At 70.4% G+C, this 25,923-nt stretch carries 22 protein-coding genes; 20 read left to right on the forward strand and 2 right to left on the reverse strand.

The genetic code is table 11. The features are described from left to right. Positions 1-71 precede the first annotated feature (71 nt). Positions 72-572: a transcriptional regulator BldD gene (gene bldD / locus ACFWDI_RS29315; RefSeq protein ID WP_030355502.1), complete on the reverse strand. Its 501-nt coding sequence runs from the start codon at positions 570-572 to the stop codon at positions 72-74. 233 nt (positions 573-805) lie between these two features. On the opposite strand from bldD, the gene pyrR reads away from it, so the two are divergent. The 14 genes from pyrR to ACFWDI_RS29385 all read left to right on the forward strand — a co-directional run bounded on the left by pyrR (position 806) and on the right by ACFWDI_RS29385 (position 17,516). Beyond that, on the forward strand, positions 806-1,384 hold the full coding sequence (gene pyrR, locus ACFWDI_RS29320; protein ID WP_385308479.1) for a bifunctional pyr operon transcriptional regulator/uracil phosphoribosyltransferase PyrR: 579 nt from the start codon (positions 806-808) through the stop codon (positions 1,382-1,384). Positions 1,385-1,526: 142 nt separating this feature from the next. Further along, positions 1,527-2,513, forward strand: coding sequence for an aspartate carbamoyltransferase catalytic subunit (locus tag ACFWDI_RS29325; protein ID WP_327322283.1), 987 nt, complete (start codon positions 1,527-1,529; stop codon positions 2,511-2,513). Between the two features lie 2 nt (positions 2,514-2,515). Then, positions 2,516-3,802, forward strand: a complete 1,287-nt coding sequence (locus tag ACFWDI_RS29330; protein WP_385308483.1) for a dihydroorotase — start codon at positions 2,516-2,518, stop codon at positions 3,800-3,802. Further along, a complete protein-coding gene (locus ACFWDI_RS29335) occupies positions 3,799-4,362 on the forward strand; it encodes a hypothetical protein (RefSeq protein WP_385308485.1) in 564 nt (187 codons plus the stop codon). The genes ACFWDI_RS29330 and ACFWDI_RS29335 overlap by 4 nt, the downstream gene beginning before the upstream one ends. Further along, positions 4,359-5,495 (forward strand): glutamine-hydrolyzing carbamoyl-phosphate synthase small subunit, encoded by a 1,137-nt coding sequence (gene carA / locus ACFWDI_RS29340; RefSeq protein ID WP_385308487.1) that lies wholly within the window; start codon positions 4,359-4,361, stop codon positions 5,493-5,495. The genes ACFWDI_RS29335 and carA overlap by 4 nt, the downstream gene beginning before the upstream one ends. Beyond that, positions 5,488-8,796 (forward strand): carbamoyl-phosphate synthase large subunit, encoded by a 3,309-nt coding sequence (carB, locus tag ACFWDI_RS29345; RefSeq protein ID WP_385308490.1) that lies wholly within the window; start codon positions 5,488-5,490, stop codon positions 8,794-8,796. Before carA ends, carB begins: the two co-directional genes overlap by 8 nt. 85 nt (positions 8,797-8,881) lie before the next feature. Beyond that, entirely contained in the window at positions 8,882-9,991 is a 1,110-nt protein-coding gene (locus ACFWDI_RS29350; protein ID WP_385308492.1) for a quinone-dependent dihydroorotate dehydrogenase, read from the forward strand. Next, positions 9,988-10,839, forward strand: a complete 852-nt coding sequence (pyrF, locus tag ACFWDI_RS29355) for an orotidine-5'-phosphate decarboxylase (RefSeq protein WP_362679476.1) — start codon at positions 9,988-9,990, stop codon at positions 10,837-10,839. Before ACFWDI_RS29350 ends, pyrF begins: the two co-directional genes overlap by 4 nt. A 356-nt stretch (positions 10,840-11,195) precedes the next feature. Further along, positions 11,196-11,519: an integration host factor gene (locus tag ACFWDI_RS29360; RefSeq protein WP_005319887.1), complete on the forward strand. Its 324-nt coding sequence runs from the start codon at positions 11,196-11,198 to the stop codon at positions 11,517-11,519. A 38-nt stretch (positions 11,520-11,557) separates the two neighbouring features. Next, positions 11,558-12,130 (forward strand): guanylate kinase, encoded by a 573-nt coding sequence (gene gmk, locus ACFWDI_RS29365; protein ID WP_385308495.1) that lies wholly within the window; start codon positions 11,558-11,560, stop codon positions 12,128-12,130. Positions 12,131-12,217: 87 nt separating this feature from the next. Further along, a complete protein-coding gene (rpoZ, locus tag ACFWDI_RS29370; RefSeq protein ID WP_005319902.1) occupies positions 12,218-12,490 on the forward strand; it encodes a DNA-directed RNA polymerase subunit omega in 273 nt (90 codons plus the stop codon). Positions 12,491-12,593: 103 nt separating this feature from the next. Next, positions 12,594-13,796, forward strand: coding sequence for a bifunctional phosphopantothenoylcysteine decarboxylase/phosphopantothenate--cysteine ligase CoaBC (coaBC, locus tag ACFWDI_RS29375; RefSeq protein ID WP_385308667.1), 1,203 nt, complete (start codon positions 12,594-12,596; stop codon positions 13,794-13,796). A 241-nt stretch (positions 13,797-14,037) separates the two neighbouring features. Beyond that, positions 14,038-15,246: a methionine adenosyltransferase gene (gene metK, locus ACFWDI_RS29380; protein ID WP_327322275.1), complete on the forward strand. Its 1,209-nt coding sequence runs from the start codon at positions 14,038-14,040 to the stop codon at positions 15,244-15,246. A gap of 125 nt (positions 15,247-15,371) precedes the next feature. After that, a complete protein-coding gene (locus tag ACFWDI_RS29385) occupies positions 15,372-17,516 on the forward strand; it encodes a primosomal protein N' (RefSeq protein WP_385308497.1) in 2,145 nt (714 codons plus the stop codon). Between the two features lie 95 nt (positions 17,517-17,611). On the opposite strand, the gene ACFWDI_RS29390 is transcribed toward ACFWDI_RS29385, so the two are convergent. Then, positions 17,612-18,148 carry a hypothetical protein gene (locus ACFWDI_RS29390; protein WP_385308500.1) on the reverse strand — a complete coding sequence of 179 codons (537 nt, stop codon included), beginning with the start codon at positions 18,146-18,148 and terminating at the stop codon, positions 17,612-17,614. A gap of 254 nt (positions 18,149-18,402) precedes the next feature. Here ACFWDI_RS29390 and fmt point away from each other — a divergent pair, with 254 nt between their 5' ends. From fmt to ACFWDI_RS29420, 6 genes are all read left to right on the forward strand, one after another. Further along, on the forward strand, positions 18,403-19,347 hold the full coding sequence (gene fmt, locus ACFWDI_RS29395; protein WP_327322272.1) for a methionyl-tRNA formyltransferase: 945 nt from the start codon (positions 18,403-18,405) through the stop codon (positions 19,345-19,347). A gap of 56 nt (positions 19,348-19,403) precedes the next feature. Next, positions 19,404-20,837, forward strand: coding sequence for an RsmB/NOP family class I SAM-dependent RNA methyltransferase (locus ACFWDI_RS29400; RefSeq protein ID WP_385308504.1), 1,434 nt, complete (start codon positions 19,404-19,406; stop codon positions 20,835-20,837). A gap of 324 nt (positions 20,838-21,161) precedes the next feature. Beyond that, complete coding sequence (gene rpe, locus ACFWDI_RS29405) at positions 21,162-21,848, forward strand: ribulose-phosphate 3-epimerase (RefSeq protein WP_385308507.1); 687 nt, start codon at positions 21,162-21,164, stop codon at positions 21,846-21,848. A gap of 75 nt (positions 21,849-21,923) precedes the next feature. Further along, on the forward strand, positions 21,924-22,958 hold the full coding sequence (locus tag ACFWDI_RS29410) for a sugar-binding transcriptional regulator (RefSeq protein WP_385308510.1): 1,035 nt from the start codon (positions 21,924-21,926) through the stop codon (positions 22,956-22,958). Positions 22,959-23,409: 451 nt separating this feature from the next. Then, complete coding sequence (locus ACFWDI_RS29415) at positions 23,410-24,873, forward strand: GuaB1 family IMP dehydrogenase-related protein (RefSeq protein ID WP_385308669.1); 1,464 nt, start codon at positions 23,410-23,412, stop codon at positions 24,871-24,873. A gap of 141 nt (positions 24,874-25,014) precedes the next feature. Then, positions 25,015-25,890 (forward strand): RNA polymerase sigma factor SigF, encoded by an 876-nt coding sequence (locus ACFWDI_RS29420; RefSeq protein ID WP_385308511.1) that lies wholly within the window; start codon positions 25,015-25,017, stop codon positions 25,888-25,890. Positions 25,891-25,923: the final 33 nt, after the last annotated feature.

Below are 25,923 nucleotides of genomic sequence, written 5' to 3' on the forward strand. Positions count from 1 at the left end.
CGAACGCACCGGAGGGCGAACCCGGAACAACCGGGTTCGCCCTCCGACGTGACGTTTCTCCTGAAGTGGCGTCAGCCTTCTTCATGCGCGACCGCGCGCCGCGCGTCCGCGTCGAGCACACCCCAGCTGATGAGCTGCTCGGTCAGGACCGACGGCGACTGGTCGTAGATGACGGCGAGGGTGCGCAGGTCGTCCTGGCGGATCGACAGCACCTTGCCGTTGTAGTCGCCGCGCTGGGACTGGATCGTGGCGGCGTACCGCTGGAGAGGGCCGGCCTTCTCCTGCGGAACGTGGGCCAGGCGCTCCAGATCCAGGACGAGCTTCGGCGGCGGCTCGGCGGCCCCGCCCGGCGTGGTGCCAGGAAGCAGTTCCTGCACCGGGACGCCGTAGAAGTCCGCCAGCTCGGCAAGGCGCTGCACGGTCACGGCACGGTCGCCACGCTCGTACGAGCCGACCACGACGGCCTTCCAGCGGCCCTGGGACTTCTCCTCCACGCCGTGGAGGGAAAGCCCCTGCTGGGTGCGGATGGCGCGGAGCTTGGCCCCGAGCTGTTTTGCGTATTCGCTGGACATATAGCTCCCCGGACACTGTGTCGACGTGCGGCTCGGCCGCGCGGCTGGTCACTCACTGTGAGGTTACGCAGCGTTACTTGGACTCGTCAAGCCGAATGGTCCGTAGCGGGTGCTGCCGGGGGCTGGGCGAGGGGCGGGAGCCGGGGCCGCGCAAGGCCCTGGTACCGTTGATGGCGTAATTCCGACGTCCTTTAAGATCCGTCCCGTGAGGCGGAGAAGGAGGTCCGTTTCATATGGACTCGCACGACAGTTCCGATGTGGCGCGCCCCGTTCTCGAGGCTCCCGACATCGCGCGGGTACTGACCCGCATCGCCCACGAGATCGTCGAACGCGCGAAAGGCGCCGACGACGTGGTGCTTCTCGGCATTCCGACCCGCGGTGTGTTCCTTGCCCGCCGGCTGGCCGACAAGCTCGAAGAGATCACCGGCCGAAAGATTCCGGTCGGCTCCCTCGACATCACCATGTACCGCGACGACCTGCGTATGCGGCCCGCCCGCACGCTGGCGCGCACCGAGATCCCCGGTGACGGCGTCGACGGCCGGCTGGTCGTCCTCGTCGACGACGTGCTCTTCTCCGGCCGCACCATCCGCGCCGCGCTCGACGCACTGGGCGACATCGGCCGACCGCGCGCCGTACAGCTCGCGGTCCTGGTCGACCGCGGCCACCGCGAACTCCCCATCCGCGCCGACTATGTCGGCAAGAACCTCCCCACGTCGCTGCGGGAGACGGTCAAGGTCCAGCTCGCCGAGGAGGACGGTCGCGACACCGTGCTGCTCGGTGTGCGCGAGACCGTCCCGGCCGGCGAGCAGTAGCGCCTCCGTACGCCCTCCGAACCCTCGTACGGACGTGCCACCCGCGCGCCCGCATGCCGCTGTGTGTCCGGGGCCGCATCCCGATGGCGACTCCGCCGCAGGCCCCCGGACCCACGACTTCCAGACAACGGAGCACACCCAGATGAAGCGTCACCTCATCTCGGCCGCCGACCTCACCCGCGACGACGCCGTTCTCATCCTCGACACCGCCGAGGAGATGGCCCGGGTCGCGGACCGGCCGATCAAGAAGCTGCCGACCCTGCGCGGCCGTACCGTCGTCAACCTCTTCTTCGAGGACTCGACCCGGACCCGGATCTCCTTCGAGGCGGCCGCCAAGCGGCTCTCCGCCGACGTGATCAACTTCTCCGCCAAGGGATCCTCGGTCTCCAAGGGCGAGTCCCTCAAGGACACCGCGCTGACCCTGGAGGCGATGGGCGCGGACGCCGTCGTCATCCGGCACGGCGCCTCCGGAGCCCCCTACCGGCTCGCCACCTCCGGCTGGATCGACGGCGCGGTCGTCAACGCCGGCGACGGCACCCACGAACACCCCACCCAGGCGCTGCTCGACGCCTTCACCATGCGCCGTCGCCTGGTCGGCCCGGATGCCGGGATAGGGCGTGACCTCGCAGGACGCCGCATCACGATCGTCGGCGACGTGCTGCACAGCCGGGTGGCCCGCTCCAACGTCCTGCTGCTGAACACCCTCGGCGCCCAGGTCACCCTCGTCGCCCCGCCCACCCTGGTGCCGATCGGTGTCGAGAACTGGCCGTGCGAGGTCTCGTACGACCTGGACGAGGTGCTGCCGAAGTCCGATGCCGTGATGATGCTGCGTGTGCAGCGCGAGCGCATGAACGCCGCCTTCTTCCCGACCGAGCGCGAATACTCACGCCGCTACGGCCTGGACGGCGACCGCATGGCCCGGATGCCCGAGCACGCCATCGTGATGCACCCCGGACCGATGAACCGCGGCATGGAGATCACGGCGCAGGTCGCCGACTCCGACCGCTGCACGGCCGTCGAGCAGGTCGCCAACGGCGTCTCGACCCGCATGGCCGTCCTGTATCTGCTTCTGGGCGGCAATGAGCCCGCCGTCAGCCCCACCCACGCGCGCACCGAGGAGAGCAAGTAACCATGAGCAAGATTCTTATCCGTGGCGCGAAGGTGCTGGGCGGCGAGGCGCAGGACGTCCTGATCGACGGCGAGACCATCGCACAGGTCGGCACCGGGCTGAGCGCGGACGACGCGACCGTTGTCGAGGCCGAGGGGCAGATCCTGCTGCCGGGCCTCGTCGACCTGCACACCCATCTGCGCGAGCCGGGCCGAGAGGACTCCGAGACCGTCCTCACCGGCACCAAGGCGGCCGCTGTCGGCGGATTCACCGCCGTGCACGCCATGGCCAACACCTTCCCGGTCGCCGATACCGCCGGCGTCGTCGAGCAGGTCTACCGCCTCGGCAAGGAGTCCGGCTACTGCGACGTGCAGCCCATCGGCGCCGTCACCGTCGGCCTCGAGGGCAAGAAGCTCGCCGAACTCGGCGCGATGCACGACTCCGCCGCCGGCGTGAGGGTCTTCTCCGACGACGGCAAGTGCGTCGACGACGCGGTGATCATGCGCCGCGCGCTGGAGTACGTGAAGGCCTTCGACGGCGTCGTGGCCCAGCACGCCCAGGAGCCCCGTCTCACCGAGGGCGCCCAGATGAACGAGGGCATCGTCTCCGCCGAGCTCGGCCTCGGCGGCTGGCCGGCCGTCGCCGAGGAGTCGATCATCGCCCGCGATGTCCTCCTCGCCGCCCACGTCGGCTCCCGGGTGCACATCTGCCACCTCTCCACGGCCGGCTCCGTCGAGATCGTCCGCTGGGCCAAGTCCAAGGGCTGGAACGTCACCGCCGAGGTGACCCCGCACCACCTGCTGCTCACGGACGAGCTCGTACGCTCGTACAACCCCGTCTACAAGGTGAACCCGCCGCTGCGCACCGAGACCGATGTGCTGGCGCTGCGCGAGGCTCTCGCCGACGGCACCATCGACTGCGTCGCCACCGACCACGCCCCGCACCCGCACGAGGACAAGGACTGCGAGTGGGCCGCGGCCGCCATGGGCATGGTGGGCCTGGAGACGGCGCTCTCCGTCGTCCAGCAGACGATGGTCGACACCGGCCTCATCGACTGGGCCGGCGTCGCGGACCGGATGTCCTTCCGGCCCGCGCAGATCGGCCGGCTGGATGGCCACGGAAGGCCCGTCTCGGCAGGTGAGCCCGCGAACCTCACGCTCGTCGATCCGGCATACCGTGGAGTGGTGGACCCCGCGGGCTTCGCATCCCGCAGCCGCAACACCCCCTACGAGGGGCGTGAGCTGCCGGGACGCGTCACCCACACCTTCCTGCGGGGCCGGGCAACGGTCGTGGACGGGAAGCTGGCGTGACAACTCTGATCGACATCGCCGCCGAGCAGAAGTCGGCGGAGGTCACCGACTGGGCGGCCCGCATCGGCTGGGTCGTCGGACTGCTGCTCTTCATCGCCTTCGTCTACTGGCTGATGCGCCAGGGATGGAAGTGGCGCGGCAGCCTCCAGTCCGACCTCCCCGAGCTGCTCGCCTCGCCCGCCGCGCCAGGCGAGGCGAAACTTGAGCTGACCGGCCGCTACCACGGCTCCACGACCGCCGGACAGTGGCTCGACCGGATCGTGGCCCACGGCCTGGGCACCCGCAGCCGCGTGGAGCTCACGCTCACCGACGCGGGCCTGGACGTCGCACGCCCCGGTGCGACCGACTTCTTCATCCCGACAGCGCAGCTGCGCGAGGCCAGGCTCGACAAGGGCATCGCCGGCAAGGTCCTCGCCGAGGGCGGACTCCTCGTCGTCACCTGGGCGCACGGCGACAAGCTGATCGACTCCGGGTTCCGCGCCGACCACGCGGCCGAGCACACCGCCTGGGTCGAATCCATCAACAGCATGATCAACACGACGGAAGGCACCGCACGATGACGATCTCCACCCGGGGAGCCTCCAAGGCTCCCGCCGTACTCGTCCTGGAGGACGGCCGCACCTTCCGCGGCCGCGCCTACGGGGCCGTGGGGGAGACCTTCGGCGAGGCGGTGTTCAACACCGGCATGACCGGCTACCAGGAGACCCTCACCGACCCGTCGTACCACCGCCAGGTCGTCGTGATGACCGCCCCGCACGTCGGCAACACCGGCGTCAACGACGAGGACGACGAGTCGCAGCGGATCTGGGTCGCGGGCTATGTCGTACGCGACCCCGCGCGCGTGCCCTCCAACTGGCGCTCCCAGCGCTCCCTGGACGACCAGCTCGTCGCCCAGGGCGTGGTCGGGATCAGCGGCATCGACACCCGCGCGCTCACCCGCCATCTGCGCGAGCGCGGCGCGATGCGCGTCGGCATCTTCTCTGGTGACTCCCTCGCCGACGAGGCCACACTGCTGGCCCGGGTGCAGGAAGCTCCCCAGATGAAGGGCGCGAACCTTTCCGCCGAGGTCGCGACCGAGCAGACGTACGTCGTCCCGGCGATCGGCACCAAGAAGTTCACCGTCGCGGCCATAGACCTCGGCATCAAGGGCATGACCCCGCACCGCATGGCCGAGCGTGGCATCGAGGTGCACGTCCTGCCCGCCACCGCCACGGTCGAGGACGTGTACGCGGTCAACCCCGACGGCGTGTTCCTCTCCAACGGCCCCGGCGACCCCGCCACCGCCGATCTGACCGTCGTCAAGGGCGTCCTCGAGCGCAAGACGCCGCTCTTCGGCATCTGCTTCGGCAACCAGCTGCTCGGCCGCTCGCTCGGCTTCGGCACGTACAAGCTGAAGTACGGCCACCGGGGCATCAACCAGCCCGTCCAGGACCGCTCCACCGGCAAGGTCGAGGTCACCGCGCACAACCACGGATTCGCCGTCGACGCGCCCCTCGACAAGATCTCCGACACCCCCTACGGGCGCGCCGAGGTCTCCCACGTCTGTCTCAACGACAACGTGGTCGAAGGCCTGCAACTGCTCGACCAGCCGGCCTTCAGCGTCCAGTACCACCCCGAGGCGGCCGCGGGCCCGCACGACGCCGCGTACCTCTTCGACCGCTTCGTATCCCTGATGGAGGGCCAGCGTGCCTAAGCGCTCCGATATCCAGTCCGTCCTGGTCATCGGCTCCGGCCCGATCGTCATCGGTCAGGCCGCCGAGTTCGACTACTCCGGCACCCAGGCCTGCCGCGTCCTCAAGTCCGAGGGCCTGCGGGTCATCCTGGTGAACTCAAACCCGGCGACGATCATGACCGACCCGGAGATCGCCGACGCCACCTACGTCGAGCCGATCACCCCGGAGTTCGTCGAGAAGATCATCGCCAAGGAGCGCCCCGACGCGCTGCTGCCCACCCTCGGTGGCCAGACCGCGCTCAACACCGCGATCTCCATGCATGAGCAGGGTGTGCTGGAGAAGTACGGCGTCGAGCTCATCGGCGCCAATGTCGAGGCGATCAACAAGGGCGAGGACCGCGAGCTGTTCAAGGGCGTCGTCGAGGCCGTCAACGCCAAGATCGGCCACGGCGAGTCCGCCCGCTCGGTCATCTGCCACTCCATGGACGATGTGCTGAAGGGCGTCGGGACGCTCGGCGGCTACCCCGTCGTCGTCCGCCCCTCGTTCACGATGGGCGGCGCCGGCTCCGGCTTCGCGCACAACGAGGACGAGCTGCGCCGTATCGCCGGTCAGGGCCTCACGCTCTCGCCGACCACCGAGGTGCTCCTGGAGGAGTCCATCCTCGGCTGGAAGGAGTACGAGCTGGAGCTGATGCGCGACAAGCACGACAATGTCGTGGTCGTCTGCTCCATCGAGAACTTCGACCCGATGGGCGTGCACACCGGCGACTCGATCACCGTCGCCCCGGCGATGACGCTGACCGACCGCGAGTACCAGCGGCTGCGCGACGTCGGTATCGCGATCATCCGCGAGGTCGGCGTCGACACCGGCGGCTGCAACATCCAGTTCGCCGTCAACCCCGACGACGGCCGGATCATCGTCATCGAGATGAACCCGCGTGTCTCCCGCTCCTCGGCGCTCGCCTCCAAGGCCACCGGCTTCCCGATCGCCAAGATCGCCGCCCGTCTCGCCGTCGGCTACACGCTCGACGAGATCCCCAACGACATCACCGAGAAGACCCCGGCGTCCTTCGAGCCCACGCTCGACTACGTCGTCGTCAAGGTGCCGCGCTTCGCCTTCGAGAAGTTCCCGTCCGCCGACGCCACCCTCACCACCACCATGAAGTCGGTGGGCGAGGCCATGGCGATCGGCCGGAACTTCACCGAGGCGCTCAACAAGGCGCTGCGCTCGCTGGAGAAGAAGGGCTCGCAGTTCTCCTTCACCGGTGAGCCGGGCGACAAGGCGCAACTGCTGCTCACCGCCAAGGTCCCCACCGACGGCCGGATCAACACCGTCATGCAGGCCATCCGCGCGGGCGCCACGCCCGAGGAGGTCTTCGAGGCGACGAAGATCGACCCGTGGTTCGTCGACCAGCTCTTCCTGATCAAGGAGTACGCGGACGAGCTCACCGCCGCCGAGAAGCTCGACCCCGAGCTGCTCGCCGATGCCAAGCGCCACGGTTTCTCCGACGCCCAGATCGCCGAGATCCGCGGGCTGCGCGAGGACGTCGTCCGCGAGGTCCGGCACGCGCTCGGCATCCGCCCGGTCTACAAGACGGTCGACACCTGCGCCGCCGAATTCGCCGCCAAAACGCCGTACTTCTACTCCTCGTACGACGAGGAGAGCGAGGTCGCGCCGCGCGAGAAGCCCGCCGTGATCATCCTCGGCTCGGGACCGAACCGGATCGGCCAGGGCATCGAGTTCGACTACTCCTGTGTCCACGCCTCCTTCGCGCTGAGCGACGCCGGCTACGAGACCGTGATGGTCAACTGCAACCCCGAGACCGTCTCCACCGACTACGACACCTCCGACCGGCTCTACTTCGAGCCGCTCACGCTGGAGGACGTCCTGGAGATCGTCCACGCCGAATCGCTGGCCGGGCCCATCGCCGGCGTCATCGTCCAGCTCGGCGGCCAGACCCCGCTGGGTCTCGCGCAGGCGCTCAAGGACAACGGCGTGCCGATCGTCGGCACCTCGCCCGAGGCCATCCACTCCGCCGAGGACCGCGGCGCCTTCGGCCGCGTACTCGCCGAGGCCGGTCTCCCGGCCCCCAAGCACGGCACCGCGACCACCTTCGCCGGGGCCAAGGCCATCGCCGACGAGATCGGCTACCCCGTCCTCGTACGCCCGTCGTACGTGCTGGGCGGGCGCGGTATGGAGATCGTGTACGAAGAGGCCCGCCTGGAGTCGTACATCGCCGAGTCCACCGAGATCAGCCCCACCCGTCCCGTCCTGGTCGACCGCTTCCTCGACGACGCGATCGAGATCGACGTCGACGCGCTCTACGACGGCACCGAGCTCTACCTCGGCGGCGTGATGGAGCACATCGAGGAGGCCGGAATCCACTCCGGCGACTCGGCGTGCGCGCTGCCCCCGATCACGCTCGGCGGCTTCGACATCAAGCGGCTGCGGGCCTCGACCGAGGCCATCGCCAAGGGCGTCGGCGTCCGCGGACTGATCAACATCCAGTTCGCGTTGGCCGGCGACATCCTGTACGTCCTCGAGGCCAACCCGCGTGCCTCGCGCACCGTCCCCTTCACCTCGAAGGCGACCGCAGTGCCGCTGGCGAAGGCCGCCGCCCGTATCTCGCTCGGCGCGACCGTCGCCGAACTGCGCACGGAGGGCCTGCTGCCCGCGAACGGCGACGGCGGCACGCTCCCGATGGACGCGCCGATCTCCGTCAAGGAGGCCGTGATGCCGTGGTCGCGTTTCCGCGACATCCACGGCCGCGGCGTCGACACCGTCCTCGGCCCGGAGATGCGCTCCACCGGCGAGGTCATGGGCATCGACTCGGTCTTCGGCACCGCGTATGCCAAATCGCAGGCCGGCGCCTACGGCCCGCTGCCCACCAAGGGCCGCGCCTTCATCTCCGTCGCCAACCGCGACAAGCGCTCGATGATCTTCCCGGCGCGTGAGCTGGTCGCCCACGGCTTCGAGCTGCTCGCCACATCCGGCACGGCCGAGGTGCTCAAGCGCAACGGCATCAACGCCACCATCGTGCGCAAGCAGAGCGAGGGCGAGGGCCCGAACGGCGAGCGGACCATCGTCCAGCTGATCCACGACGGCGATGTCGACCTCATCGTCAACACCCCGTACGGCACCGGCGGTCGCCTCGACGGCTACGAGATCCGTACGGCGGCCGTGGCGCGCTCCGTGCCGTGCCTGACGACGGTCCAGGCACTCGCCGCCGCCGTCCAGGGCATCGACGCGCTCAACCGCGGTGATGTGGGCGTCCGTTCACTCCAGGAACACGCGGAACACCTGACCGCGGCCCGCGACTAGCAATCGGGGAGGGGACACCGGAAACGGTGTCCCCTCTCGGGGGTCTGGGGGTGTCCCCCAGAAAACACAGCGTGAGGACGCCTTCATGTACAAGTTCTTCTTCAACCTGGTCTTCAAGCGGATGGACCCGGAGGAGGCCCACTACCTGGCCTTCCGCTGGATCCGCCTCGCGGCCCGCATCCCCGTACTGCGTACGTTCGTCGCCGCGGCTCTCGCGCCCCGGTACAAAGAACTGCGCACCGAGGCGCTCGGCCTGCGGATGCACGGTCCCTTCGGCCTCGCCGCAGGCTTCGACAAGAACGCCGTCGCCATCGACGGAATGTCGATGCTCGGCTTCGACCACATCGAGATCGGCACGGTCACCGCACAGCCACAGCCCGGCAATCCCAAGAAGCGGCTCTTCCGGCTCGTACCGGACCGTGCGCTGATCAACCGCATGGGCTTCAACAACGATGGCTCGGCGGCCGTGGCGGAGCGACTGGGCGCCCGCAAGGCGGTCTTCGCGACCACGGTCGGCGTCAACATCGGCAAGACCAAGGTCGTGCCGGAGGCGGAGGCCGTGGGCGACTACGTCACCTCCACCGAGCGACTCGCGCGCCACGCCGACTATCTGGTCGTCAACGTCTCGTCGCCGAACACGCCCGGTCTGCGCAACCTCCAGGCGACCGAGTCGCTGCGCCCGCTGCTCACCGCCGTACGCGAGGCCGCCGACCGGAGTGTGCAGGACCGCCGCGTCCCGCTCCTCGTCAAGATCGCGCCGGACCTCGCGGACGAGGACGTCGACGCGGTCGCGGACCTCGCCCTCGAGCTGGGCCTCGACGGAATCATCGCCACCAACACGACGATCGCGCGGGACGGCCTGGGCCTGAAGTCCGACCCGGACCTGGTCAAGGAGACGGGTGGCCTGTCCGGCGCGCCCGTGAAGGACCGCTCGCTGGAGGTCCTGCGGCGGCTGTACGCGCGTGTGGGCGACCGGATCACGCTCGTGGGCGTCGGGGGCATCGAGAACGCCGAGGACGCCTGGCAGCGGATCCTGGCGGGCGCCACGCTGGTCCAGGGCTACAGCGCGTTCATCTACGAGGGCCCCTTCTACGCCCGCGCCATCCACAAGGGCCTGGCGGCGCGGCTCGCGGCCGGCCCGTACGACACGCTCGCCGATGCTGTCGGCGCCGAGACCCGAAAGGCCACCGCATGACCCCCCTCCAGACCACGGCGCCCTTCGGCGCACGCCTGCGCCACGCCATGGACACCCGTGGACCGCTCTGCGTCGGCATCGACCCGCACGCGTCCCTGCTGACCGCGTGGGGCCTGAACGACGACATCGCCGGCCTGGAGCGCTTCACGCGCACGGTCGTGGAGGCGCTGGCCGACCGGGTGGCCGTGCTCAAGCCGCAGTCGGCGTTCTTCGAGCGCTTCGGCTCTCGGGGCATCGCCGTACTGGAGAAGGCGGTGGAGGAGGCGCGTGCGGCGGGTGCGCTGGTCCTGATGGACGCCAAACGCGGCGACATCGGCTCGACGATGGGCGCGTACGCGGCGACCTACCTCGACAAGGACTCGCCGCTCTTCTCGGACGCGGTGACCGTCTCCCCGTATCTCGGCTTCGGCTCGCTGCGCCCGGCGCTGGACGCGGCCGCTGTGTCGGGTGCGGGCGTCTTCGTGCTGGCCCTCACCTCCAATCCGGAGGGCGCGGAGGTCCAGCGCTCCACGACCGCGGACGGCCGCTCCCTGGCCCAGCTGATGCTCGACCACATGGCGGCCGAGAACGCGGGCGCCGAGCCGCTCGGCTCGGTCGGCGCGGTGGTCGGCGCGACGCTGGGCGACGCCGGTGTGAACCTTGACATCAACGGCCCCCTGCTCGCCCCCGGCATCGGCGCTCAGGGCGCGACGCCCGCGGACCTTCCGGGTGTCTTCGGCGCGGCGGTCGGCAATGTGGTCCCGAGCGTGAGCCGTGGCGTGCTGCGGCACGGCCCGGATGTGGCGGCCCTGCGCGAGTCGGCGACGCGCTTCGCGGACGAGGTGCGGTCGGCGGTCGCCGGGGCCTGAGCCCGGGCCTGGGGGCGCGGGAGTCCTGTTCGCTGCGGGCGCAGGAGCGACCACAGCTGTGGTCCCAGGTGGGGCTGAGGCCCTGGCTGGGCAGCTTCGGAATCCTCCGCGGCCGGCCCAAGGGCAGAATCTCGGCCCAAAAGTCGGTCGTTTCGCCAGAAATGTCCCAGTCGGTCGATGCTGACCAGGACTTTTCGTCTGTTCTCGCTGACTGGAGCGGTCCTGGCCGCTAGTCTCCGTCGAAGAGTAAACGTGCAGCGCAGGTGCATTGCGTTGCTCGTTGCTCGCCTGGTGTGGGGCGACCAGCTTCCGCACCGGTCCGTATCCGACAGTTCGACATCCGAGGTGACGTAGGCGTGGCTCTTCCGCCCCTTACCCCTGAACAGCGCGCAGCCGCGCTCGAAAAGGCCGCCGCGGCTCGCCGGGAGCGGGCCGAGGTCAAGAATCGACTCAAGCACTCCGGCGCCTCGCTCCACGAGGTCATCAAGCAGGGCCAGGAGAACGACGTCATCGGCAAGATGAAGGTCTCCGCTCTTCTTGAGTCCCTGCCGGGCGTGGGCAAGGTCCGCGCCAAGCAGATCATGGAGCGGCTCGGCATCTCCGAGAGCCGCCGTGTGCGCGGTCTCGGCTCCAACCAGATCGCGTCACTTGAGCGCGAGTTCGGCGGCGGTGCCGCCTGACGTTCTCGGGCACTCCCGGGAACCTGGATAATCGCTGCATGGCAGCAGAGGTACGTCCGCGGCTGACCGTGCTCTCCGGCCCCTCCGGGGTCGGTAAGAGCACGGTCGTCGCCCATATGCGCAAGGTCCACCCCGAGGTTTGGCTCTCGGTGTCGGCCACTACAAGAAAGCCGCGCCCCGGCGAGCGCCACGGCGTTCAGTACTTCTTCGTCACCGACGAAGAGTTCGACAAGCTGATCGCCAATGGCGAGCTGCTGGAATGGGCCGAGTTCGCGGGCAATCGCTACGGCACACCGCGCCGTGCGGTCCTCGAACGCCTGGAGGCGGGCGAGCCCGTGCTGCTGGAGATCGATCTCCAGGGCGCACGGCAGGTCAAGGAGTCCATGCCGGACTCGCAGCTGGTCTTCCTGGCCCCGCCGAGCTGGGAGGAACTGGTCCGTCGGCTCACCGGCCGCGGCACCGAGTCTCCCGAGGTCATCGAGCGCCGGCTGGCGGCCGCGAAGGTCGAGCTGGCCGCCGAGTCGGAGTTCGATATCACCCTGGTCAATACCTCCGTCGAGGACGTGGCCCGTGAGCTGCTAGCCTTGATGCAGCTGTCTCCTGGGGACTGAAACATCAGCGGCTGACACCGTGGGCCCCCGGACCCCCAGTGTTTGATCTTTGTCCGAACATTTTGCACGTTCTTCGGAAGGCTTAGCGTGTCCTCTTCCATCACTGCGCCCGAGGGCATCATCAACCCGCCGATCGACGAGCTGCTCGAGGCCACTGACTCGAAGTACAGCCTCGTGATCTACGCGGCCAAGCGCGCGCGCCAGATCAACGCGTACTACTCGCAGCTCGGTGAGGGTCTGCTCGAGTACGTCGGTCCGCTGGTGGACACCCACGTCCACGAGAAGCCGCTCTCGATCGCCCTGCGTGAGATCAACGCGGGTCTGCTGACCTCGGAGGCCATTGAGGGCCCGGCTCAGTAGGCACATCCTGTTCCTTCACCACAGGCCCGGCGGAGCGTCCGCCGGGCCTGTGGTGTGTCATGGGGAGGTACGCATCCGAATGCGGGGAGACGCAGCAGTGACACTGGACAAGCCGAAGGTCGTTCTGGGGGTCAGCGGAGGCATCGCCGCGTACAAGGCGTGCGAGCTGCTGCGGAGGCTGACCGAGTCGGGTCACGACGTGCGGGTGGTGCCGACCGCGTCGGCACTGCACTTCGTCGGCGCGGCGACCTGGTCGGCGCTCTCCGGCCACCCCGTCTCGACCGAGGTCTGGTCCGACGTCCACGAGGTGCCGCACGTACGGATCGGACAGGACGCCGATCTGGTCGTCGTCGCGCCCGCCACCGCCGACATGCTCGCCAAGGCGGCCCACGGCCTCGCCGACGACCTGCTTACCAATACGCTCCTGACCGCCCGCTGTCCGGTGGTCTTCGCGCCCGCGATGCACACCGAGATGTGGGAGCACCAGGCCACCCAGGAGAATGTGGCGACGCTGCGCCGCCGTGGAGCCGTGGTGATCGAGCCGGCCGTGGGGCGGCTCACCGGTGTGGACACCGGCAAGGGCCGGCTTCCGGATCCGGGCGAGATCTTCGAGGTCTGCCGCCGGGTGCTCGCCCGCGGTGTCGCCGCGCCGGATCTCGCCGGCCGCCATGTCGTCGTCAGCGCGGGCGGCACGCGCGAGCCGCTCGACCCGGTCCGCTACCTGGGAAACCGCTCCTCCGGCAAGCAGGGGTACGCCCTGGCGCGCACCGCGGCGGCCCGCGGCGCCAGGGTCACGCTCATCGAGGCGAACACCGGGATACCGGACCCTGCGGGCGTCGATGTGGTCCACGTCGGCACGGCGGTCCAGCTGCGCGAGGCCGTGCTCAAGGCGGCGGCGGCCGCCGATGCCGTGGTGATGGCCGCGGCCGTCGCGGACTTCCGCCCCGTCGCGTACGCCGAAGGCAAGATCAAGAAGAAGGACGGCCAGGAGCCCGCGCCCATCGCGCTGGTCCGCAACCCGGACATACTCGCGGAGATCTCCACCGAACGGGCCCGCCCCGCCCAGGTCATCGTCGGTTTCGCCGCGGAGACCGACGACGTTCTCGCCAACGGCCGCGACAAGCTGCGCCGCAAGGGCTGCGACCTGCTCGTGGTCAATGAGGTGGGGGAGCGCAAGACCTTCGGCTCCGAGGAGAACGAAGCCGTGGTGCTCGCCGCGGACGGCGGCGAGACGCCGGTGCCTCACGGACCCAAGGAATCTCTCGCGGACACCGTGTGGGACCTTGTTGTCCCGCGACTCGGGTGAATTCTTGGATTCGCCCAGTGGATGTATGAAACCCCACGAAAACCGGCGAAACGCTCGTGGATTGGGGCCGATCGGCCTACAGTTTTCAGTCGCGTCACAGGTCACAGAGCTCCCACGGAGCGAGACGGGTGGTCCGGTGGGGGAGGGCGACCGATAAACTGCTCGTGGAACGTCGCGGGGCGCAGCCCCCGGCCGGTCCAAAAATGATCAGCCAGCAGCCGCTGCAACCCCAGGGAGCGATGTGTCCCGCCGTCTCTTCACCTCGGAGTCCGTGACCGAGGGTCACCCCGACAAGATCGCTGACCAGATCAGCGACACCATTCTCGACGCCCTTCTGCAGGAGGACCCGACCTCCCGCGTTGCCGTGGAGACCTTGATCACCACCGGCCTGGTGCATGTGGCCGGCGAGGTGACCACCAAGGCGTACGCCGACATCCCCACGCTCGTGCGGAACAAGATCCTTGAGATCGGTTACGACTCCTCGAAGAAGGGCTTCGACGGCGCGTCCTGCGGCGTCTCGGTCTCCATCGGCGCGCAGTCGCCGGACATCGCGCAGGGCGTCGACACCGCGTACGAGAAGCGCGTCGAGGGCGACGAGGACGAGCTCGACAAGCAGGGCGCCGGCGACCAGGGCCTGATGTTCGGCTACGCCTGCGACGAGACGCCCGCGTTGATGCCGCTGCCGATCCACCTGGCGCACCGGCTCTCCCGCCGCCTCTCCGAGGTCCGCAAGAACGGGACCATCCCTTACCTGCGCCCCGACGGCAAGACCCAGGTCACCATCGAGTACGACGGTGACAAGGCCGCGCGTCTGGACACCGTGGTCGTCTCCTCGCAGCACGCGTCCGACATCGACCTGGACTCGCTGCTCGCCCCCGACATCCGCGAGTTCGTCGTCGAGCATGTGCTGAAGCAGCTCGTCGAGGACGGCATCAAGCTGGACACCGACGGCTACCGGCTGCTGGTCAACCCGACCGGGCGGTTCGAGATCGGTGGCCCGATGGGCGACGCGGGTCTGACCGGCCGGAAGATCATCATCGACACGTACGGCGGCATGGCCCGGCACGGCGGCGGCGCGTTCTCGGGCAAGGACCCGTCGAAGGTGGACCGCTCGGCCGCGTACGCGATGCGCTGGGTCGCCAAGAACGTGGTGGCCGCCGGCCTCGCGGCACGCTGCGAGGTCCAGGTCGCCTACGCCATTGGCAAGGCCGAGCCGGTCGGACTCTTCGTCGAGACCTTCGGCACGGCCACGCTCGAGGTCGACAAGATCGAGCAGGCCATCGCCGAGGTCTTCGACCTGCGCCCGGCCGCGATCATCCGCGACCTGGACCTGCTGCGCCCGATTTACGCGCAGACCGCGGCGTACGGCCACTTCGGCCGCGAACTCGCGGACTTCACGTGGGAGCGCACGGACCGCGTGGACGCGCTGCGCAAGGCCGCGGGGCTGTAAGGCTCCGTAAGCCACAACGCCCGTGTGACGGCCCCGGACCGCAAAGCCGCAAAGGTCCGGGGCCGTCGCGCGTACCGGGGTTCGGGCGGGTGGCCGTGTCAGTGGCGTCTGGTAGGAATTTGGCTGTGAGCAGCGACAACAAGCAGCCCGAAGAGCCCGCCGCCGGTGGGCCGGAGCAGCTTGCGCTCATCCGGGAGACCATGCGCAAGGCCAAGGTGCCCAAGGCCAAGCCGCGGACCTGGCGTGGGGCCGCGCTGGCCAAGGAGTTGCCCGTGGCGCGGGTCATGGTCAACAAGGGCGTGCTCCATCTCGACCAGTACTTCGACTACGCCGTGCCCGAGGAACTGGACGCGGACGCGCAGCCCGGAGTGCGGGTGCGGGTGCGGTTCGGGGCCGGGGCGCACCGGGTGCGGGAAGGCCGGCGTGAAGGCGGCGGGCTGATCGACGGGTTTCTCATCGAGCGGCGCGCGGAGTCTGACTACGCGGGGGCGCTCGCGGCGCTCGCCTACGTGGTCTCGCCCGAGCCGGTGCTGAGCCCCGAGATGCTTGCCCTCGCGCGCGCGGTCGCCGACCGGTACGCCGGGAGCCTGGCGGATGTGCTGCAGCTCGCCGTCCCGCCCAGGAACGGGCGGGCCGAGTCGAAGCCCTCGCCGGAGCCGCTGCCGCCGCCGGCCGCGCCGGAGGCAGGGAGCTGGGGGCGGTACGGGCGTGGGGCGGCGTTTCTGGAGGCGCTCGCGAGTGGTGGCGCGCCGCGGGCCGTGTGGACCGCGCTCCCCGGGCCGCAGTGGCCGGACGAGCTGGCGCGGGCCGTCGCGGCAACGCTGGCCTCCGGGCGGGGCGTGCTGGTGGTCGTGCCCGACGGGCGGCGCGCGGCGCGGGTCGATACCGCGCTGACCGCGCTGCTGGGGGAAGGGCGGCATGCGGTGCTGACCGCCGAGTCCGGGCCCGAGAAGCGGTACCGGCAGTGGCTCGCCGTGCGCCGGGGGTCGGTGCGGGCCGTCGTCGGCACCCGGGCCGCGATGTTCGCGCCCGTCCAGGATCTCGGCCTCGTCGCGATCTGGGACGACGGCGACTCGAGCCACAGCGATGAGAACGCACCGTTCCCGCATGTGCGCGAGGTGCTCGAGCTGAGGGCCACGCACGACTCGTGCGGCTTTCTGCTGGGGAGTACGAGCTGCACGGTGGAGGCCGCCCAGCTGGTGGCGAGCGGGTGGGCCCTGCCGCTGATCGCCGACCGGGAGCAGGTGCGCAGCGCCGCCCCCTTGGTGCGTACCGTCGGGGACGGCGAGCTGGCGCGGGACGAGGCGGCGCGGGCGGCGCGGCTGCCCAGTCTGGCCTGGCGGACCGTACGGGACGGGCTGAAGAACGGGCCGGTGCTGGTGCAGGTGCCGAGGCGGGGCTATGTGCCGAGACTGGCGTGCGAGCGATGCCGGACGCCCGCCCGGTGCCGGCACTGCTCGGGACCTCTGGAAGCGCCGGACGCGCACGATCTGAAGTGCGGCTGGTGCGGGCGCGGTGCGCCGGACTGGCACTGCGTCGCATGCGGCAGTACGAAGCTGCGGGCCCAGATCGTCGGCGCACGGCGCACGGCGGAGGAGCTCGGCCGGGCCTTCCCCGCCGTCCAGGTACGTACATCGGGCCGGGACCATGTGCTGGACACCGTGCCGGGGCGCCCCGCGCTGGTGGTGAGCACGCCCGGCGCGGAGCCCGTCGCGGACGGCGGATACGCGGCGGCGCTGCTGCTCGACGGCTGGGCGATGCTCGGACGGCCCGATCTACGGGCGGGCGAGGATGCGCTGCGGCGCTGGATGGACGCCGCCTCGCTGGTGCGCGGGCAGAGCGAGGGCGGCACGGTGGTGATCGTCGCCGAGCCGACGCTGCGGCCCGTGCAGGCGCTGGTGCGCTGGGACCCGGTGGGACACGCGCAGCGCGAGCTCGGCGAGCGGGCCGAGCTGGGATTCCCTCCGGTGTCTCGGATGGCCGCGGTGACCGGCCGGGGGGAGGCGATCGCCGCCTTCGTGGCGACGGCCGAGCTCCCGGGCGACGCCGAGGTGCTTGGCCCTGTCCCGGTGCTGGCCACCGACCCCGGCAGGCCCCGCAGGCCGGGCGATCCCCCGCTGGGTGAGGTGTGGGAGCGGGTGCTGCTGAGGGTTCCGCCGGGCAGCGGTTCGGCGCTCGCCGCCGCACTGAAGACCGCACAGGCGGCCAGGACGGCACGCGGCGGCGGCGAGCCGGTACGGATCAGAATCGACCCGCCGGACATCGGCTGAGGCTGACGGCGGGAAGTCCCACGCAACGAGGGCAGGGCCCCGTACAAGAAGCGGCTACCCCCGCCCCGAAGGGGGCAGGGGCAGCCGGCGGAAGGTCAGCCGTTGCGTGGGCCGGGGAAGGCGCTCGGGCGGGCCTCCTCGCGGAGGGATTGGCTGCTGACCGTCGGCTGCGGCGGCATCGCACGGGCGGCGGGCACGGCAGGCAGTCCCGGGCCGATCGCCAGGGCGCGGGTGGTGGCCGGCTCCGCGCCGTGGTCCAGATCGGCCGGACCCGGCTGCTGCGCGGCCCGCCGCGCGCCGTAACGGCGGTGCACCGCCTGCTTGGTGACCCCTAGTGCCGAGCCCACCGCGTCCCACGAGAAGCCCAGCGAACGGTCGAAGTCCACCGCGGCGGTCACCAGGGTCTCGACGCTGTCCCGCAACTCCTGTGCGAGACGGACGGTCGGAGCCGGGGCCCTGCCGTAGACGACAAAGCCCGTGGAAGGGCCTGAGCGGCGCGGGCGGTAGACATTGCCCAGCTGGGCGGTGAGCGTGCGCAGAGCATCCACCTGCCGGCGGACCCGCTCGATGTCCCGCACCAACAGATGCAGGCTTGCCCGGGCTTGGGCGTCGTGGGTTGCGTGGTCGGCCATGGACAAGCCTCTCGAACCGGCGTTGAAAAGGGGTCGGGCAGCATCGTGGCGGCCCGCTTTCGGTCAATCTCTCTTGACCAACGCTCAACCCGGCGATGTGGTCACGCTGCGGGGGCGTATGCGTATGTGCGCGGGGCGCACAGTCCTCCGTACGCCCCCTGCTGCCCCGCGCATAGACTGGTGCGCTGCTCGTCACCGCACCGCATGCACGCCAGTTACCTGCACGTACCAGCCTGAGAGGCAGTCAGCCACCGATGAAGCTCGTCTTCGCAGGCACCCCCGAGGTCGCCGTACCCGCCCTGGACGCACTGATCGCCTCCGACCGGCATGAAGTGGCCGCCGTCGTCACCAGGCCGGACGCTCCCGCCGGGCGCGGCCGCCATCTGGTCGCCAGCCCGGTCGCCCAGCGGGCCGAGGAGGCCGGGATCGAGGTGCTCAAGCCGGTCAAGCCGCGGGACGAGGAGTTCCTGGCGCGGCTGCGCGAGATCGCGCCCGACTGCTGCCCGGTCGTCGCCTACGGTGCGCTGCTGCCGAAGGTGGCGCTGGACGTGCCGGCCCGCGGCTGGGTCAATCTGCACTTCTCGCTGCTGCCCGCCTGGCGTGGCGCCGCACCTGTCCAGCACGCCATCATCGCCGGTGACGAGGTGACCGGCGCCTCGACCTTCCTGATCGAGGAAGGGCTGGACTCGGGCCCGGTATACGGGGTGATCACCGAGCAGGTGCGGTCCACCGACACCAGCGGCGATCTGCTCACCCGGCTCGCTTTCGCCGGCGCCGGGCTGCTTGTCGCGACCATGGACGGCATCGAGGACGGCAACCTGCAGGCCGTGCCGCAGCCGGCCGAGGGCATCTCGCTCGCGCCGAAGATCAACGTCGAGGACGCCCACCTGGACTGGACGGCTCCGGCGCTGCGCCTCGACCGCCTCGTACGCGGCTGCACGCCCGCTCCCGGTGCCTGGACGGTCTTCCGCGGCGAGCGGCTCAAGCTGATCCAGGCGGCGCTGCTGCCCGACCGCACGGACCTCGCGCCCGGACAGCTCTCGGCCGGCAAGAACAATGTGTACGTCGGCACCGGATCGCACGCCCTCGAGCTGCTCTGGGTCCAGCCGCAGGGCAAGAAGCCGATGCGGGCCGCCGACTGGGCGCGCGGAGTGCGGATCGCCCCGGGCGAGCGGGTGGGAGCCGCGGACGTAGGCTGAGGGGGTTCGACCCTTTCAGCTGAGAGGGGTTCGACCCTTTCAATCGCGGAGCACCTTTGAACGAGCAGGCACATCGCCGTCCCCCGAAGCCGTACCGCCGCCCCAAGAAGGATCCCGTGCGGATCCTCGCCTTCGAGGCGCTGCGGGCCGTCGACGAGCGGGACGCGTACGCGAACCTCGTCCTGCCGCCCCTCCTCAAGAAGGCCAGGGAAAAGGACGATTTCGACGGGCGGGACGCGGCCCTCGCCACCGAGCTCGTGTACGGGACGCTGCGCCGCCAGGGCACGTACGACGCGATCATCGCGACCTGCATCGACCGGCCGCTGCGCGAGGTCGACCCGCCGGTGCTCGATGTGCTCGCGCTCGGTGCGCACCAGCTGCTCGGGACGCGGATCCCCTCGCATGCCGCGGTCTCGGCGAGCGTGGAGCTGGCCCGCGTGGTGCTCGGCGACGGGCGGGCGAGGTTCGTCAACGCCGTACTGCGGAAGATCGCCCAGGACGACCTCGAGGCCTGGCTGGAGCGGGTCGCGCCGCCGTACGACGAGGACGCCGAGGACTATCTGGCCGTGGTGCACTCGCATCCGCGGTGGATCGTCTCCGCGCTGTGGGACTCACTCGGCGGCGGGCGCGCCGGGATCGAGGACCTGCTGGAGGCCGACAACGAGCGGCCCGAGGTGACGCTTGTCGCCCGGCCGGGACGTTCCACGGCCGATGAGCTGCTCGAGGCGCTGGGCGAGGAGTCGGGGCTGCCGGGACGCTGGTCGCCGTACGCCGTGCGGCTGGCCGAGGGCGGCGAGCCCGGCGCCATCGACGCCGTACGCGAGGGGCGGGCCGGAGTCCAGGACGAGGGCAGCCAGCTTGTCGCGATCGCCCTGGCCAACGCGCCGCTGGACGGTCCCGACGAGCGCTGGCTCGACGGCTGCGCGGGACCCGGCGGCAAGGCGGCGCTGCTGGCCGCGCTCGCCGCGCAGCGGGGCGCATCCCTGCTGGCTTCGGAGAAGCAGCCGCACCGGGCCCGGCTGGTGGAGCGGGCGCTGGCCGGCAACCCCGGCCCGTACCAGGTCATCACGGCAGACGGCACCCGGCCGCCGTGGCTGCCCGGCTCGTTCGACCGCGTACTGATGGACGTGCCGTGCACCGGACTCGGCGCGCTGCGGCGCAGGCCCGAAGCCCGCTGGCGCAGGCGCCCCGAGGACCTCGAGAGCTTCGCGCCGCTCCAACGTGCGCTGCTGCGCGAGGCGTTGAGTGCCGTACGGGTCGGGGGAGTGGTCGGATACGCGACCTGCTCGCCGCATCTCGCGGAGACCCGGGTGGTCGTGGACGACGTGCTCAGGGGCCGCGGGGGCCCGGCCGTGGAAGCCGAACTGCTCGACGCGCGGCCTCTGATCCCGGGCGTTCCCGCGCTGGGCGAGGGACCCGACATACAGCTGTGGCCCCATCTGCACGGCACGGACGCGATGTATCTCGCGCTGCTGCGCCGCACGGCCTGAGGCGTACAGCTGCCGCCGCACGACCGCCGGCTGACGGCGTTTCCTGCACCAGTCCGACGCGGCGCTTCTCCCGGTCCGCACTCTTCCGCGGCCGGGAGCGCCACCCTCCTGCCGATGGGCCTGTGGTGCGTCGGTGATGATCACCGTCGCCGCTGCCCGCCGTGCCCGTCCCTTGTGTGCGTCCGCCATGACGCCCCCAATTACCCCTGGTGCCGGGCCGAATCGCCGGGATTGCGTGGACTGTGCTGATCCGGGGAGCCTCTGGTCCATACCGGGACCCCTACTGGGGAGGGGAAGCGTCCCGGAACGTGGCAGGCTTGGCCCATGGCCGTTCAGATCAGTCCCAGCATCCTCTCCGCCGACTTCTCCCGCCTGGCGGAGGAGGCCAGAGCCGTCGAGGGCGCCGACTGGCTCCATGTCGATGTCATGGACAACCACTTCGTGCCCAACCTCACCCTCGGCGTGCCCATCGTGGAATCCCTCAGCCGCGCGACGGACACCCCGCTGGACTGCCATCTGATGATCGAGGACCCGGATCGGTGGGCCCCGCAGTACGTCGAAGCGGGGGCCGGATCCGTCACCTTCCATGTCGAGGCAGCCGCCGCCCCGGTACGGCTGGCGCGCGAGATCCGGGCCATGGGTGCCCGCGCGTCGATGGCGCTCAAGCCCGCCACCCCCATCGAGCCGTACGAGGACCTGCTCCCCGAACTCGACATGCTGCTGATCATGACCGTGGAGCCCGGCTTCGGCGGCCAGGCCTTCCTGGACATCATGCTGCCCAAGATCCGCCGCACCCGGGAGTTGATCTCCAAGCACGGCCTCGAGCTGTGGCTGCAGGTCGACGGCGGGGTTTCGGACGCGACGATCGAGCGCTGTGCGGAGGCGGGCGCGGACGTTTTCGTCGCCGGTTCCGCGGTGTACGGGGCGCAGGACCCGGCGCAGGCGGTGCGGGCACTGCGCGGCAAGGCGCAGCAGACCATCACCTCGGCGCCCTGGGCTTGCAACCACTGAGCCACAAGCAAGTGAACTCGGCCCATCAGGGCCGATCAAGGACCGGCGGATCTGACAGGATGACGGATCCGGAGTGTGTACAGCAGTGAGGAGATCGCGGTGTCGACGGGCCGGTCAGCCATGCGGATGGGACCCGCTGAGCTGGTGCAGGCGGCGGCCATGGCCCGCCGCTTCTATCTCGAGGGCAAATCCAAGATCCAGATCGCGGAGGAGTTCGGCGTCAGCCGCTTCAAGGTCGCGCGGGTTCTGGAGACGGCGCTCGAGCGTGATCTCGTACGGATCGAGATCCGCGTACCCGCCGAGCTGGACGCAGAGCGCTCCGACGCGCTCCGCGCCCGCTACGGCCTGCGGCACGCGGTTGTGGTGGAGTCCCCGGCGGAGGGCGAGGACGAGTCGCCCGACCCGGAGAACCTGGGCGAGGTGGCCGCCGACCTGCTCGGCGAGCTGGTGAACGAGGGCGATGTGCTGGGTCTGGCCTGGGGCCGGTCGACCATCCATATGGCGGCCGCGCTCGACCGGCTGCCGCCGTGCACGGTCGTCCAGCTCACGGGCGTGTACGACGCCGGGACCGCCGAGCGCGGCTCCGTCGAGGCGGTACGGCGTGCCGCGCAGGTCTCCGGCGGCGAGGCCCACCCCATCTACGCCCCGATGCTGCTGCCCGACCCGGCGACCGCCGCGGCGCTGCGCAACCAGACCGGGATCGCCCGCGCCTTCGAGTACTTCGACAAGGTCACCGTCGCTGCGGTCTCCATCGGCTCCTGGGAGCCGGGAATCTCGACCGTGCACGACATGCTCACCGACGAGGAGCGTGCGCACTACGCCTCGCTCGGTGTCGCCGCCGAGATGTCCGCCCACCTCTTCGACGCGGAGGGCCGTCGGGTCGGCCGCGACCTGGGCGAGCGGTGCATCACGGTCGAGGCCGACCGGCTGCGGCGTATCCCCGAGGTGGTGGCGATCGCGGGCGGCCAGCGCAAGGCGGAGGCGATCGGTGCCGTGCTGCGCTCCGGCCTGGTCACCAGCCTGGTGACGGACACGGCGGCAGCCGACCAGCTGCTGATGGCCCCGCCCGGACCGCGGCCCGCGCTCGACCGGGCTGACCCGGACGACTGACGGGACGGTTCGCAGGACGACTGCCGGCCCCGCCGTCGGGGGCCGGCAGCCCGAGTCACGGCCGCGCTTCGTGCACCGGGTTGAACGGTGTCTCCGACCGGGTTGAGTGCATAACCACCGGGCTGCGGGAGGGCGTTGGGCAGACAGAGGCACGCCGCCAACGAGAGTGACGCGGCCGACCGGGGCACCCATGCCGTGCAGAGCACCGTCCTGGGCTCATGGTCCGATCCGCCTGTGCCGGCATCACGCCTCCCACGGCCTGGGTGCACGCCGTTCGGCCGCGCGGAGACGTTCGGCCCCGCGCCGGACACCCACGGCGGACGCGTTTGGAGGATCCGCTCGACCGCACGGCCGTGAGCTGGACTTTTCTCCCAGGCCACACATACGCATGGGCATGGGACAATGAAGTACGTGCGATTTCCCCGGCTGAAATGACCGGGGGCCAACTCCGATCGACTGGGATGATCAGCACGTGCGTTTCCTCAATGACCTGAAGCCGCCGTACGACCTCACGTACGACGACGTTTTCATGGTGCCGAGCCGCTCCGCCGTCGGCTCCCGCCAGGCCGTCGACCTCTCCGCTCCCGACGGCACCGGCACGACCATCCCGCTGGTCGTCGCGAACATGACCGCCATCGCGGGCCGCCGTATGGCCGAGACGCTCGCCCGCCGCGGTGGCCTCGTCGTCATCCCCCAGGACATCCCGATCGACGTCGTCACCGACGTCATCTCCTGGGTCAAGACGCGCCACCTCGTGCTCGACACCCCGATCGTGCTCGCCCCCGGCCAGACCGTCGCCGACGCGCTGTCCCTGCTGCCGAAGCGCGCTCATGACGCGGGCGTCGTCGTCGACGCGGACCACCGGCCGATCGGCGTCGTCACCGACGCAGACCTGTCCGGTGTGGACCGCTTCACACAGCTGTCCGAGATCATGTCCAGGGACCTGCTGCTGCTCGACGCGGACATCGACCCACGCGACGCCTTCAACAAGCTCGACGCCGCCAACCGTCGCTACGCCCCGGCCGTGGACAAGGACGGCCGGCTGGCCGGCATCCTCACCCGCAAGGGCGCGCTGCGCGCGACCCTCTACAGCCCCGCCGTCGACAACGACGGCAAGCTGCGCATCGCCGCCGCCGTCGGCATCAACGGCGATGTGGCGGGCAAGGCCAAGCAGCTCCTCGACGCGGGCGTCGACACGCTCGTCGTCGACACCGCGCACGGCCACCAGGAGTCGATGATCTCCGCGATCAAGGCGGTCCGGGCGCTCGACCCGCAGGTGCCGATCGTCGCGGGCAACATCGTCGCCGCCGAGGGTGTACGCGACCTCATCGAGGCCGGCGCGGACATCATCAAGGTCGGTGTGGGCCCCGGCGCCATGTGCACCACCCGCATGATGACCGGCGTGGGCCGGCCGCAGTTCTCGGCCGTGCTGGAGTGCGCCGCCGAGGCGAAGAAGTTCGGCAAGCACGTCTGGGCCGACGGCGGTGTGCGCCACCCGCGCGACGTCGCCATGGCGCTCGCCGCCGGCGCTTCCAACGTCATGGTCGGCTCCTGGTTCGCCGGTACGTACGAGTCGCCGGGCGACCTCCAGCAGGCCGCCGACGGGCGTCTGTACAAGGAGTCCTTCGGCATGGCGTCCGCCCGCGCCGTCCGTAACCGTACGAGCGAGGAGTCGGCGTACGACCGGGCCCGCAAGGGACTGTTCGAGGAGGGCATCTCCACCTCCCGGATGTTCCTCGACCCGACCCGGCCCGGTGTCGAGGACCTGATCGACTCGATCATCGCGGGCGTCCGCTCCTCCTGCACCTACGCCGGCGCCGGCTCGCTCGAGGAGTTCGCCGAGAAGGCGATTGTCGGCATTCAGAGTGCCGCCGGCTACGCCGAGGGCCAGCCCCTGCACGCCAGCTGGAGCTAACAGCGTCCATCCGTGTCCGGCCCGTGCGTTCGCCGCGCGGGCCGGACACGTGTTTTGGCATCAACTCGCTTTCCCCAGGCATGTGTGGAGCAAGCCGGGGTATACGCGCTCTGCACTGACCACGGAGCAGGGGAGGACCAAGTGTCCACGGCGAGCACGGTCCCGGCCGAACGCACGCAGCCTGGAACACAGCGCCCGAACATGGCGGAGCTGGATCTTCCGGACGTGGCGAAGCCGGGGGAGGTGGCACCCAAGGACGCACGTGAGATCTCGAGGCTCTTCTTCCCTCGGCTCGCCTCGCTGGAGGAGGGAACGCACGAGCATCAATACGTACGGAACACACTCATCGAACTCAACCTGGCGCTCGTCAGGTACGCGGCCGGCCGGTTCCGCAACCGCGCGGAGCAGATGGAGGACATCGTCCAGGTCGGCACCATCGGCCTGATCAAGGCGATCGACCGGTTCGAGCTGAGCCGCGAGGTGGAGTTCGCCACCTTCGCCGTCCCGTACATCGTCGGTGAGATCAAGCGGTTCTTCCGCGACACGAGCTGGGCCGTGCATGTGCCGCGCCGGCTGCAGGAGTTGCGGATCGATCTGGCGAAGGCCACCGACGAACTCTCCCAGCAGCTCGACCGCGCGCCGAGCACCGCCGAACTGGCCGAGCACCTCGGGCTCGACGAGGAAGAGATCATCGAAGGCGTGGTCGCCAGCAACGGCTACACGGCCGGCTCGATCGACATGCCCATGGACGACGCGTCCGACCACGCGTCGACGCCGCTGTCCGACCGGCTCGGCGCGCCCGACGCCGATCTGGAGATCGCGGAGAACGTCCAGGCGCTCAAGCCCCTCATCGAGGAACTCGACGACCGCGACAAGAGGATCCTGCAGATGCGCTTCGGCGAGGAGATGACCCAGTCGGAGATCGGTGCGGAACTGGGCGTTTCCCAGATGCATGTGTCCAGGCTGCTGACGCGCATCACCTCACGGCTGCGTGAGGGCCTGCTTGTGGTGGAGTGAGACTCCACCCCACGCATCACCATTCCCCCCACG

The sequence above is a fragment of the Streptomyces sp. NPDC060064 genome (assembly GCF_042736455.1).
In the GTDB taxonomy this organism is placed as follows: Bacteria; Actinomycetota; Actinomycetes; order Streptomycetales; family Streptomycetaceae; genus Streptomyces.

Coding starts and splice junctions, on each gene's coding strand:
- pyrF (WP_362679476.1), top strand. CDS start 9,988: ATGACCCCCCTCCAGACCACGGCGCCCTTCGGCGCACGCCTGCGCCAC.
- gmk (WP_385308495.1), top strand. CDS start 11,558: ATGGCAGCAGAGGTACGTCCGCGGCTGACCGTGCTCTCCGGCCCCTCC.
- carA (WP_385308487.1), top strand. CDS start 4,359: ATGACGATCTCCACCCGGGGAGCCTCCAAGGCTCCCGCCGTACTCGTC.
- ACFWDI_RS29330 (WP_385308483.1), top strand. CDS start 2,516: ATGAGCAAGATTCTTATCCGTGGCGCGAAGGTGCTGGGCGGCGAGGCG.
- rpe (WP_385308507.1), top strand. CDS start 21,162: ATGGCCGTTCAGATCAGTCCCAGCATCCTCTCCGCCGACTTCTCCCGC.
- ACFWDI_RS29390 (WP_385308500.1), bottom strand. CDS start 18,148: ATGGCCGACCACGCAACCCACGACGCCCAAGCCCGGGCAAGCCTGCAT.
- bldD (WP_030355502.1), bottom strand. CDS start 572: ATGTCCAGCGAATACGCAAAACAGCTCGGGGCCAAGCTCCGCGCCATC.
- ACFWDI_RS29350 (WP_385308492.1), top strand. CDS start 8,882: ATGTACAAGTTCTTCTTCAACCTGGTCTTCAAGCGGATGGACCCGGAG.
- ACFWDI_RS29325 (WP_327322283.1), top strand. CDS start 1,527: ATGAAGCGTCACCTCATCTCGGCCGCCGACCTCACCCGCGACGACGCC.
- fmt (WP_327322272.1), top strand. CDS start 18,403: ATGAAGCTCGTCTTCGCAGGCACCCCCGAGGTCGCCGTACCCGCCCTG.
- pyrR (WP_385308479.1), top strand. CDS start 806: ATGGACTCGCACGACAGTTCCGATGTGGCGCGCCCCGTTCTCGAGGCT.